The following is a 12,145-nucleotide window of genomic DNA, read 5'->3' as shown; positions in this document are numbered from 1 at the left end:
TGACGTTCTAATATGCAACCTGCGCGGTCAGAACATTAAATTAATCATCTCACCCCTCACAATTTCAATACTCACAATTTCACAACTTCACAATTTCACCTCTTGTCCTCTTCCCGCGAGAAAATACTAGCCGCCGTGCGGGCCAACCAGCCCGATGAGTTGCCGCTGCCTACCGTGCCGTCGTTTGAGGGCGATGATTCGGTGGAGAAGTTTACCAGTATTGTGCAGGGCATTGGCGGCACGGTGGTGGAGGTAACCGATGCCGCCCGGCTGCCCGAAGTGATTCACCAGCTGTTTCCGGCCGATTACCGCATTGCCTCTCCCCTGCTGCCGGAAGCCAACGTGCCCGTAGACGCGCAAACGCCCATCGAGGTGCTGGCCGCCGTGGACCTGGCCGTGCTGCAAGGCGAGTTCGGCGTGGCCGAAAACGGGTCTATTTGGGTGCCCGAGGCCAACATGCTACACCGCGCCCTGCCCATGATTACCCAGCACCTGGCCCTGGTGCTGGACCGGCGCAACCTGGTAGCCACCATGCACCAGGCCTATGCCCGCCTGCCCTCGGTGGGTGGCTACGGCACGTTCCTGGCCGGCCCGTCCAAAACGGCCGATATCGAGCAGTCGTTGGTGATTGGGGCGCACGGGGCGCGTAGTATGGTGGTGTTGCTGGTATAAATAGCAGAACGGGGTAGCGGCACTTTGTGGTCTCGCTACCCCGCCCTCCCTAGCGAAGACGCTCCTTTATAAGTTGTTTTCATCAACTAGTGAACGGTGTAGAGACGCAACCTTGCGTCTCGTCGTTGAACGATTTCGCCCAAACGGCGCGGCCGACGAGACGCAAGGTTGCGTCTCTACACCGTTCCGGCAGCCTTTTCAGCTGACGCAAACAATTTTTTAATTGTTCAGCTTAATGAAGCCGCCGTCCAGCGGGTAGTCGCAGCCGGTTACGAAGCCGGCTTCGTCGGAGCAGAGGTAGAGGGCCAGGGCGGCTACCTCCTCGGGCTTGCCCATGCGGCCGATGGGCTGGCTTTTCGACAGCTTCTCGAAGATTTCCTCCTCGCGGCCAGCGTAGTTTTTGGCAATAAAGCCATCCACGAAGGGCGTGTGCACGCGGGCCGGCGAGATGCTGTTGCACCGGATACCGGCGTCTAGGTAGTCGCGGGCCACGGAGAGCGTCATGGCGAAGATGGCGCCCTTGCTCATGGAGTAAGCAAACCGGTCGGAGATGCCCACCACGGCGGCGATGGAAGCCAGATTCAGAATGGCCCCGCCGCCCTGCGCTTTCATCAAGGGTAGGGCAGCGTATAGGCAATTGTAAGCGCCTTTCACGTTCACCTGATACACGCGCTCGAAGTCGGCCTCGGCGGTGTTTTCCACGTTGCCTACGTGCGCAATGCCGGCGTTATTCACCAGAATATCAATCTTACCGATTTCCTGAAACACCCGTACTACCTCCGCCTGCTGGCTGATATTGAGGTGATGGGCCTGGGCCTGGCCGCCAGCCTGCGTAATGGTGTCTACGGTTTGCCGGGCGGCTTCTTCATTCAATTCAATGATGTGCACCGTGGCACCTTGCTTGGCAAATAATTGAGACATGGCCTGCCCAATACCACTACCGCCGCCCGTAATGACGGCGCTTTTTCCTTGTAAGCTAAACATGAAATCCTCTTAAAATGTCATGCCCGTGCTGTTTTGCACGGCCACGGGCTCCTGATCTTCGGCCGTAATATCGAGGTTTTTGATATGCCAGCCCTTGGCGAAGTCAATTTTGCCGGCCGTTTCGGTGGTGATGGTCACGTTTTCCAGCGTGAAATTCTCCAGCACCGACGCCGCCAGCCCTTCGGCCGAAATAGCCTCTTTAGCACCGGTAGCGCGCAGGTTGCTGATGCGCACGTTGCGGAAGTGCGGGGTGCCACGCTCGGGCTCCACCTTAGCCAGCATCTTCTTCCAGTGCTCGGGTAGGGTAGCCTCGGTGTAGCCGGCGGGCAGCGAGGAGTAGCTGTAGGCCGGGTTCCAGTTCATGGTCATGATGATGGGCACGCGCACGGCGTCCATCGTAATATCCTCTACGATAATATCTTCCACCACGCCCCCGCGGTTGGTGGCCGATTTCAGCCGGATGCCATACTTGGTGCCCTTGGCCGAGAGGTTGCGGGCCAGCACGTGCCGGATACCGCCCGACGTCTCGGAGCCACACGTCACCAGCCCGTCGCCGGCCCCGGCCACGCAGTCCCGAATCACCACGTACTCGGTGGGGCGATTCACGCGCAGGCCGTCCCAGTCGCGGCCGGCCTTCAGGCAGAAGTTGTCGTCGTTGCAGTCGATGTCGCAGTTCTGCACCAGCACGTGGGAGCTGGAGTCGATATCGATGCCGTCGGTGCTGGGGCCGTGGCCGCCGATGTTGTTGCGCACCACCAGGCCGTCGGCCGTTACGTGGTTGGAGTACAGAATGTGCACCGTCCAGAAACCGGCGCGCTGCAAGGTGATGCCCTTCAGGGTGACGTTGGATGAGTTGGACACCAGCAATGTGCGCGGACGCTTGGCATCGTAATCTATAATCCAGCGCAGGCCTTTGGCGTCGTATTCTTTGCGCATGGCCCAGTACTTATCCCAAAAGGGCTTGCCCTGCCCATCTACGGTGCCCTGGCCGGTGATGGCCACGTTCTGCTGATCCAGAATATTGATGAGGGCAGCGGGCCACACCATTTCTACCCCCGCAATGCGTGAGGGCATGTCGGGGTAGTCTTTCAGGTCCTGGCTACCGAGCAGCGTTACGCCCTTGGGGATGTTCAGCGTCACACCTTTTTTCAGGAAAATAGAGCCCGTGAGGTACTCGCCCGGCGCAAACGTGACCACGCCGCCTTTCTTAGCCGCCGCGTCGATGGCCTTTTGAATAGCCTGTGTGTTGAGGGTTTTGCCATCGGCCACGGCGCCGTATTTCGTTACCAGGAAAGTGGTTTTGGCCGTGGGCTGCGTTTTGGCGCCTACCTCCTGCACCCAGGCAGGGTCAGTGGCGGGAGCCGATGAGGGAGCAGGCTGCCAGGCCAGCAGCGGCAGCAGCAACGAGAGCAGCAGTTTCATACGGGTGGGGAGTTGGGAAGCGAGAGAATAGGCAGGCAACAAAGCGCATGGCTGGGAAAGTAGCACGACGGATTCCCACGGCCGCAGCACCGGCATCCAGCCACGCCTTTGTTTGTAAAGTAGCCTACTTCAAAGCTGCATCTTTTCTCTGGCCCTACCCTCCCGCACTCTCCTGTTACTTAAGAGACTTGTTCCCAAATTAAAATCTACGCGAAAACGTCTGTCATGCTGAGCTTGTCGAAGCATCTCGTGTGCTGATGAAAGATAGTATCCAACATCAGCACGCGAGATGCTTCGACAAGCTCAGCATGACAGACGTTTTTTTCGATTCTTAATTGTTCAGGAATAAGTCTAAGATGTAAGCCGAAATACACACGGCAGGGGCGTTACTGCGGGCGAGTTGTCGGGGTTGGTTTCCATCAGATCGGCCATGTAGGCCCACCATTTCTGCATGATGGGTAGACCGGGCAGGGCGTCGGTGGTGTGGCTGGGTAGGCGCCGCTGCACGGCAAACAGCAGCCCGCTTTCCCGGTGCAGATAGATGGCGTAGTCACGGACACCGGCCGCCACAAGTGCCTCCGACAGTTCGGGCCAGATGGCATCGTGGCGGCGCTGGTATTCGGCTTCCACGCCGGGCTTCAGCTGCATCGTAAAGGCTATTTCTTCCATGTAGGGTAGTGGGTGAGGATGCAGTAGAAAGTGGCTACGCAGCTATTCCGCAACGTAGTTCAGGTAGGGTTGTCAAGTGATTTTGAACACAAATCCCGAGGCCGTCATGTGCTGGCCGCCCTGTGAGGCGCAAAACATGTACTCGGGCTTGCCGTTGCGCAGCAGCAGCTGGGGGCGCTCCAGGCGGCCGTAGCGCTTGAGTTTGGGCGGCGCGGGCGGCTCCTGCACGCCGTAGTCGCGCAGGGGTAGGAAGGCAATTTTGGGGTAGGTCCAGGCCTTGCCGTCTTTCGATTCGAGGTAGAGGCCCACCTCATGGCTGTACACGCCCATGTCGCGGGCCAGCAGGTTGAAGCGGCTGTGCTGGTGCCACACAAAGGCATCCTCAAACTGCTTGTTGTGCCCCTGCCCCGAAAAGTCGATAACGGGGTTGCCGACGTATTTCACGTAGGGGCCGTGCAGCTGGTCGGCCACGGCCAAGCCGTACTTGCGGTTGCCTCGGATGGTAGGGTCCGTCGAGGTTTCGTACTCCGCCGTGTTCCACGATTTGTAGTAGAGCCAGTATTTCCCCTCGTACTGCACGAAGGCCGGGTTGGTGGTGCAGTGGTCGTCCCAGGCGCCGGCGGGGCCGGGCAGCAGCAGGGGCTCATCGGGGCGGGTCCAGGGGCCGGCGAGGGTAGGCGCGGTAGCCAGCCCGATGCGCTTGGTGTTGGTTTTGCCGTTGCTGTTGCCCATGAAAAACAGGCAATACTGCCCATCCACGTAGTGAATGGCGGGGTTGTGACAGGTGGTGGCATCCCAAAAGCCGGGGCCACGCGGGGACAGAACGGTTTCCTGATACACAAACGGCCCCGCGGGCGAGTCGGCCACGGCGCGGGCTATTTCCGACCCGTTGATCCAGCCGCTCATACCTTTTTTGGCCTCCCAGCGCGAGAAAAAGACGTGCACCTTGCCATCGGGGCCGTAAATCGGGCTGTTGCACCACACGTAGTAGCCCTCCATTTCCAGCGCTCTACTCATGGGCTTTAGGTGCTTGCTGAACCTGGCGAAAGCACTTTTGGGGTAGGTAGGCGCGTCGAGCAGCCGGCCGGCAAACGCCCGCGCCAGCGGCGCGAGGGCAAGCGTGGTCAGGAAGTGGCGGCGGGTTGGCATGGGCTGTTTGTTCTGGCGTGAGGTTACGGTGCCTGGTTTGACACCGGCGTGAGCGTGACCGGGCCGAGCAGACCCGAAGGCTGGGGCTGCCAGCCGGCCGTGGTGAACAGGCCATTGGGGCCGCGGTTTTCCTTGAGCTTGGCGGGGAAGTTGGTGTTGTAGAAAATGCGGTACTGCTGGCCGGCCTGGTCCATACCGATGATACGGTTGGCCATGCCATTGCTGACGTTGACGGTGAGCGTGTTGCTGATCCGGAGCTTTGCCTTCGGAATAAATACTTGATAAACAGGGCCTAAAAGAGTACCCAGCGGCTCCCCGTTGAGCTGCACGCTGGCGCTTTCCCCTACCCTACCCAAATCGAGCAGCCAGCCATCGGCGGCAGCAGCCGGAGCAGCAAACGTGGCCGTGTAGGCCGCCGTGCCCGAAAACTGCCGGCCGGCCTCGCCGCCGAAATCCGTCCAGGACGTTAGCTGACTGAGCCGTTGCGAAGCAGGCAGTGTAGGGCCGCCCGCCGTGAAGCGCACCTGCCAGGGCCCCGCCAGCGGCTGGGCCGGACCAGTGGGCCGGGGGTAGGCGTAGGTCGGGCCGGTGAGGGCATTGGTGCTGGTTTCTAGAATGCACGACTCGCCGGGGGCCAATTGCACGTATACTTCGGCCCCGTTTGGTGTGGCGTTGCGTACGGCAGCCAGGCCCAGCTGCTCGGTCATGGGGTTGTAGAGGGCCGCGGTTTGGGCGGCGGTGTGCAGCGGCACCCAGCCCGCCACGGCCTTCTCGCCCCAGTTCGTCACGAAGTAATAGTGCCCGGTGGCGTGGCGGCGGCGTACAAATTCCAGGCCCTGGTCCACCATGGTTTCGCGGCGCACGCCGACGGCCGTTAGGAGCTGGTCTACATCGGTGCCTACCAGCACCGTGCCTTTACCGAGGGTAGCGCGCTGCCCGCCGCCAGACGCAGCCTGTAGCTTCAACGTTTTCAGTTGCTTTTGAAACGCTTTGCGGCGCTTTTTGAGGTCGTGGAGGCCGTTTACATCGGTAGGCAGTTGGCCCTGGAACACTACCGTGGCGCCCTCGTGGGCCAGGTGCAGGAGCTGGGCCAGCGTGGCTTCGGGCATGGTGTGGGCTGCGGGCACCAGGATGGTTTGGTAGGTGGTGCCGCCGGTTTGCAGGGCGCGGCCGGCCGTTTTCACGCCCAGCAATTGCTTATCGGAAATGAAATCGAAGCCGTAGCCACGTTTCAGCAGCTCCTCGCCCGTGGCCCCTACCGGCATGCCTTTGAAGCCGTGCTCGATGCCGTCGAAGTGCTGGAGCAGCACCTTGCCGGGGCGCTGGTAGGCGTCGTAGATGGGCAGGTACACCAGCACGTCGTTGGCGGCTTGGCCGGCTTGCAGGAAGCTCTGGCAGTGCGCAGCGTAGCGGTTCAGCTGCCCGAAATCGGGCCAGAAGGAGTTGTTGGGGTTGAAGTGCACGGCCGCGTAAAACATCCAACCGGGCCACGCGGCGGCCTGGGGCGAGTAGTTGGTGCCGTGGTAGAAGATGTGGTTGACGCCGCCGAGCAGCATCCGGTCCACGGCCTTTTTCACGTCGGAGAGCTTCGACAGAAAGTGGTCGTTTTCCCAGGTAGCGGTTTCGGCCGAGGTGAGCGGTTTGCCCGCCACGTGCGCCGCCGAGGAGGCAAACTTGATGCGCAGCAGGTCTTCGCCCTCCGTCTCCGGAATGTCGGTGGCGGCGTAGAGGTCGAGGATGTTGGCCGGCGAGCCGTGCGCCTGGTTGCGAATCAGCGCGTTGTGGGTTTTGGCCCAATCGTGCCAGGTTTGGGTGTAGTTTTCGAGCAGCAGCTCCGACACGGTTTCGCGGAAGTCGCTGAGCACGCGCCGGTGCTGGTCGTTGTCGGCCTCCTGGCTGAACAGGGCCGGCAGGTGCTGACGCAGGTCGTAGCCGCGGCGCTTTTCAAACTCCTGAAACATGCGCGGCGTCCAGTTGGCCTCGCCCTGCGCGTCGTCTACCTCGTAGGAATCGTTGAAGAAAGCGCGCAAGTAGCTGATATCCTTTTCCTTAAAGGCAGCGTCGAAGGGTTTGAGGTAGTCTTCGGTGGCTTGTTTGGAGAAGTGGTCTACCACGTCGCCCTCCCCGCCGGGGCCGGCGCGCTCCACCTGCTTGCCGTGCCAGCCCTCGAATACGGCGTAGAGCGTCCAGGCGCTGCCGGTTGGTGCGGTCCAGTTCAGCTGACCATCGGCACCTACCTTGCTGGTGAGGTCTAGCACCTTGCCATTGGCCCCGTAGGCCATGAGCGCCTGCAAGGGTAGCGGCCGCTCGAAGCGCACCTGGTCGAAGGCATGCAGCTGCAAATCGGGGTTTTTCGCCACGGGTTGGGCCATTTGCTTGAGGTCCATGGGCTGGCCCACGGCGCGCATAATGGGCTTCTGCACGTAGCGCACCGGCTCGGCAAGCTGCCCGCCGCCGGGCACGGTATAGGTCTGGCAGACCACATATTTGCAGGCGTCGTCGGGTGTCACCCACGGCCCGCCAAACGGCCACCCTGAGGCCTGCGCCATATCAATACCCAACCCCAGGCGCTTGGCCTCGCGCAATGTGTACGTCAGTCGGTCTGCCCACTGCGGCGACAGAAAGTCGATGAATTGTTTTTCTGCACCCTTCACCCCATAAATGGTGGTGATTTCCATGCCGCCCAACCCCGCCTGTTGGTACTGCGTGAGCAGGCGCGTGAGGTCCTGCTCGTTCACGGCGCTTCCTTCCCACCACCAGCGCGTCCAGGGCTTGTGCTGCTGCGTGATGTCAGGCCACTTTGGGGCTTGGGCCTGTACTTGGTGCAGCGCAGCGACAGTTAGTAATGCGAGAAGAGACTTTTTCATGAATAGTTGATGTGCACAACGGTTTTAGCCCGCAGAAGACGCAGAGGGTTACGCAGAGGACGCAGTGCGCGGAACCACCTCTGCGCCCTCTGCGCAACCCTCTGCGTCTTCTGCGGGCTAAACTCGCCTTATTTCATCTTATAAATCTCACTACCCGCCAGCAGGAAGCAGCCCAGGCCATAGTCCTCGAAATCGGGGGTGCTAGTGTAGCTCACGGGCTGGCCATCTTTGGGCTCCTTGCCGGTGCCCTGCACAAACCCGAGCTTGCCATCGGGGTGCACCGCCTCCTTGCTCATGGCGTTCCAGGCTTTGGCAATGATAGGGCGGTACTTCTGCTCATCGAGCAGGCCGTGGTTGATGCCCCACGCCATGCCGTAGATAAACAGCGACGTGCCCGACACCTCCTTGCCGCCGAAGTGAGTAGGGTCGTGTAGGCTCACGTTCCAGTAGCCATCGGGGCGCTGCAAGGGGGGTAGGGCCTGCATCATATTCAGGTACATCTGCTCGTACTCTTGGCGGTGGGGGGCGTCTTTAGGTAGGATGTCGAGCACGCGCACCATAGCTGCTACCACCCAGCCGTTGCCGCGGCTCCAGTAGCAATCTTCGCCGTTGGGCTCTGTGTAGGGCGGCACAAAGTCCTTGTCGCGCCACCAAAGCTGGTCTTGGGGGTTGTAGAGGCCGTGGCCGCCGTGCTGGGTTTTGGAGTAGTTGTAGATGCGATACATCTTGCCGTAGTAGGCGGTATCCTGGGTCATCACACCCAGCTTGGCATACACAGGCATAGCCATTTGCAGGGCATCAATCCACCACCAATCATCCACGCCAGGACTCTGCACCATCCGGTCGATGCTGGCCTTGATATCGCGCAGGCGCTCGGGCTGCGGGTCAATTTCGTAGAGGGCCAGGTAGGTTTGGCCGGCGCACTGGTTGTCGGCGTTGCGGGTTTCTACCCCACGGTTCAAGCCCCACTGGTGCTGCTGGCCCCAGTCCACGGCGTAGTCGTAGTAGCGTTTTTGCTTGTCGATATCATGCAGCGCCATCAGGCCCTCGTAGTACACGGCGCGGGTCCAGATGTGGCTGGGGCGGGCTTTGTTGGTCACGATTTCCTTGCCGGTGTCGGGCCACTTCTGCATGAAGTAGTCGTTGGCGCGGGTCATCGTCTTGAGAATGGCCTTTTTCTTAGGCAGCTTCTGCGCCTGGGTAGGAAGCGTAAGCAGGGCCAGCAACGCGGCCGTGAGGATGGATTTGAGCATTAGGCTAGGCAAGAAGCGGTTGGGATGTGTAGGGCGTGAGTGATTCATCAGGAGCTGACTTTGGCGATTTCCACGGCGTACACCTGGCTCTCGCCCTCGAAATTAGCCCGAAAGACCAGCCACTTGCCGTCGGGCGTGAAGTGCACGTTGGGCTCCAGCTTGTAGTCGTGTTTGGCGAGGTTCACCAGCTTTTCGGCATCGAACTTGTCGCCGTTGGGACGGAATAAGTAGATCCAGTGGCCGTTGGGCGAGTGGGCCACGGAGGTAGGGTAGCCGCCGTCGCCGGCAAACACTTTCTGGTCGGGCGAGCTGGTGTAGTGCACCGACCACTCGTCGCGGGTTAGCTGGTAGCGTTTTTCCTGACCGGTTTTCAGGTTGGTGCCCGTCACGAAAAAGGTGGCGCCGCGTGGCAGCTGGTGGTCAAACCAGATGGTATTGCCGTCGGGCGCAAACCACTCGTGGCCGAAAATCTCGCGGTCCATAGTGCGTTTGTGCACCAGTTTCACCTGCTTGCGCTGCGTGTCAATGGTCCAGATGCGGTCTACCAGCTCCCAGGGGCCTTCGTGGCAGAACATGAGCAGGCGCGGATTGGTGGGCGAAAACTGCACGTGGTTCAGCCAGGCCGAGTCGGTGAAGAGCTTGTTGAGCTTACCACCCTGGGTGCTCACCGTGAAGAGCGTGCGCGGCAGCTTCGCTTCGTAAATGCGCCGAAAGTAGTCCTTCTTCTCCGGGAACTGCCGCGAAATTTCCTTTTCTGCATCGCTGGCCCAGGCGCCGCCGAGCTGAGTTTCATCGGCGTTGAGGGTGGTGATGCTGGCCCGAAAATCCTTCGCAAACACGTATACTAAGCGCGTCTTGCGGGTGTCTACGCGGGTGGCGTATACTGAGTCGCCGGTCTGGTAATATACCTCGCCGCGCTTGGGCGCCACAATCTCGCCGCTCACCTGCTTGAAGTAGCGCGTGAGAGGCGTCACCTGCCGGGTTTTCAGATCAAGCACGCGCAATTGCTTGCCCTGGGCATCGGTGTGGTAGAACACCATGCGCGGCCCACCGCCCTTGAGCGCCGGCAGAAACGGGTTGTTATGAAAATAGAAACTCTGATTGCTCCCATCGCGGGGTGTGAGGCGCACCACGCGGTGCCCGGTGTCCTGGTCTACCCACTCGGCGGGCATGGGCGTTTGGGCGCCGGTAGCAAGCCGGGTCTGGGCCAGCGCACTCGATGCCATCAGCATCGACACCCCCAGGGCCAAGACAGGCAAGAAGCAATTCGTTTTCATGGGCGGGAAGGTAGGGCGGAACAGCGGTGAGGTGAAACGCAGTCGGCCTTAGTCAAAATGACCGTGACTTCCAGCGCCTACGCAAGAAAACCGCTGCCGAGGGCTGCACCTTCCTGTACTGTTCGGTCCCAGGCAAGATGCCGCCTCACGCTGCCTACCCCACAAAAAAGCGCCGCCTGCACAAAGGCAGGCGGCGCGTGAAAAAGGACTCATTTGCTCCGCCGTAGCCGCGTAGCAGTGCAAGAAACCTTGACGTTTCTTGCACTGCTACGCGGCGCGGGTATTTTGGAAGAGACCCTGCTACAAACCTAAAACCGCTACGCAGCTTGCGACACCCTGCTTCTTTCAGGAAAACTTCTGTTACTGATGAAAGGGACAACCGGCCGTTGCGGCTGCGGCCGCAACTGTTGGAGCGGTGGCAATGGGCGCTACGGCAGCCGTTGTGGCGGTGGCGCGCACGTTGCGGATGATGAAGCCGCTTTCGGGTAGGGTTGGCATCCGGGTCATATCAATGCTTAGGTCTTGCTCGGGCACTTCATAGGTCATGCTGGTAGCCAGCAGCACGGCGGTGGTTTTCAGGGCTTCGATGGTGAGCCACTCGCCGGCGCAGCGGTGGTTGTGGGCGTAGTCGCCGCCGCCCTGCGGAATGAAGTTGAACGGGCTGCCGTTCCAGTCGCGGAACCGCTCGGGGCGGAACAGGTGCGGGTGCTCCCACTGGCGCTCGTCGTGGTTGATGCCGTGCACGTCGAGCAGCGTGAGCGTACCCTTGCGGAAACGGTAGCCGTGCCACACAAAATCGGCGCGCACGCGGGCACCCAGCAGCGGCGTGAAGGGGTAGAAACGGCGTATTTCCTGAGCAAACCACTCGGGGTACTGAGCCGGGCCGGTGCGCAGCAGCTCAACGCAGCGCGGGTGCTCGTGCAAAGCCAGCGCCTCAAACACCACGAAGCGCCCAATGGCCACAATGGGCCGTATCAGATTCAACAGCTCCACGCTGGCCACGTGCGTCGACAGCAGCTTGCCGTCCAACTCCCGGTGCCAGGAAATGGCATGCAGCGCCTTGCCTTCCACGGCGTATTGCTTGCCAGCGCGCACGTTGTCAACCATTTTGCCTACCCACCGCTCGGCGCGGTGGCGGGCCAGCTTGCCCTTGGCGTGGCGCGGCCCTACCCCACCAAAGGCGTCAATCATGGCGCTCAGGTCGCGGGTCAGGGGCTTGATGTCTTTCTCCTCGAAAGGCACGCCGGCCCAAGCGCACGCGGCCCGGCACAGCACTTCCTCCACCTCTGGAAACAGCTCTACCTGCTCCAGTTGCTCCCACCGGCGCAGGTAGGCACGCCAAGTCTCGGCCACCAGCGTGCTGTACTGGTGCAGGCTATTGGGAGTCATTAGCTTCATAAACAGCACTTTGCGGTGCTGGTGCGCGGTATCATCCAGCGTTTGCACGCCGCCCTGACCCATGAGGGTCGTGAGGATGCGCCGGGGTAGGGCGCCCTCGCGCTGGAAGTGCTCCTGATTGTAGAACAAGGCCGCGCCTTCCTCACCGCTCAGGCACACGGCCTTCTCGCCCATCAGGCGCATCTGAAAAATATTGGAGTGGTAGCGTTTGCGCCGCTGGGGCAGAAAGTGGTACCCCTCGCGTAGTAGACTCAAGGTGCTGTCGAGGGCTTTGTCTTTCGGAATAGCAGTCATTAGCTGATTGGTTGTAGTAGGTAGGTAGAACGGACTGTAATGCTAGTAGGCAGTCATTTCGACCAGCGGGAGAAATCTCGCGTGCTGATGGTAGAGAAGAATTACTATCAAGCGAGATTTCTCCCGCTGGTCGAAATGACGGTCTGACGGAGCACGTGAG

General features: G+C 60.7%; 9 protein-coding genes. 1 reads left to right on the top strand and 8 read right to left on the bottom strand.

All coding sequences use genetic code 11. The features are described 5' to 3' along the window. Positions 1 to 102 precede the first annotated feature (102 nt). Positions 103 to 672 (top strand): LutC/YkgG family protein, encoded by a 570-nt coding sequence (locus tag H8B15_RS17985; RefSeq protein WP_187321041.1) that lies wholly within the window; start codon positions 103 to 105, stop codon positions 670 to 672. A gap of 219 nt (positions 673 to 891) precedes the next feature. On the opposite strand, the gene H8B15_RS17980 is transcribed toward H8B15_RS17985, so the two are convergent. From H8B15_RS17980 to cypC, 8 genes are all read right to left on the bottom strand, one after another. Beyond that, a complete protein-coding gene (locus H8B15_RS17980) occupies positions 892 to 1,656 on the bottom strand; it encodes an SDR family NAD(P)-dependent oxidoreductase (protein ID WP_187321040.1) in 765 nt (254 codons plus the stop codon). Positions 1,657 to 1,665: 9 nt separating this feature from the next. Further along, on the bottom strand, positions 1,666 to 3,078 hold the full coding sequence (locus H8B15_RS17975; protein ID WP_187321039.1) for a glycoside hydrolase family 28 protein: 1,413 nt from the start codon (positions 3,076 to 3,078) through the stop codon (positions 1,666 to 1,668). A gap of 351 nt (positions 3,079 to 3,429) precedes the next feature. After that, on the bottom strand, positions 3,430 to 3,747 hold the full coding sequence (locus H8B15_RS17970; RefSeq protein WP_187321038.1) for an L-rhamnose mutarotase: 318 nt from the start codon (positions 3,745 to 3,747) through the stop codon (positions 3,430 to 3,432). A gap of 72 nt (positions 3,748 to 3,819) precedes the next feature. Further along, positions 3,820 to 4,896 carry a glycoside hydrolase family protein gene (locus H8B15_RS17965; RefSeq protein WP_187321037.1) on the bottom strand — a complete coding sequence of 359 codons (1,077 nt, stop codon included), beginning with the start codon at positions 4,894 to 4,896 and terminating at the stop codon, positions 3,820 to 3,822. 23 nt (positions 4,897 to 4,919) lie between these two features. Next, positions 4,920 to 7,763: a glycosyl hydrolase gene (locus tag H8B15_RS17960; RefSeq protein WP_187321036.1), complete on the bottom strand. Its 2,844-nt coding sequence runs from the start codon at positions 7,761 to 7,763 to the stop codon at positions 4,920 to 4,922. A gap of 128 nt (positions 7,764 to 7,891) precedes the next feature. Further along, complete coding sequence (locus H8B15_RS17955) at positions 7,892 to 9,016, bottom strand: glycoside hydrolase family 88/105 protein (RefSeq protein WP_187321035.1); 1,125 nt, start codon at positions 9,014 to 9,016, stop codon at positions 7,892 to 7,894. Positions 9,017 to 9,063: 47 nt separating this feature from the next. Continuing rightward, positions 9,064 to 10,293 (bottom strand): oligogalacturonate lyase family protein, encoded by a 1,230-nt coding sequence (locus H8B15_RS17950; protein ID WP_187321034.1) that lies wholly within the window; start codon positions 10,291 to 10,293, stop codon positions 9,064 to 9,066. 360 nt (positions 10,294 to 10,653) lie between these two features. Beyond that, entirely contained in the window at positions 10,654 to 11,985 is a 1,332-nt protein-coding gene (cypC, locus tag H8B15_RS17945; RefSeq protein WP_187321033.1) for a CYP152 family fatty-acid peroxygenase CypC, read from the bottom strand. Between the last annotated feature and the right edge of the window lie 160 nt (positions 11,986 to 12,145).

It is taken from the genome of Hymenobacter citatus (genome assembly GCF_014333615.1).
GTDB lineage: Bacteria > Bacteroidota > Bacteroidia > Cytophagales > Hymenobacteraceae > Hymenobacter > Hymenobacter citatus.
This window is presented reverse-complemented; position numbering and strand designations above follow the sequence as displayed.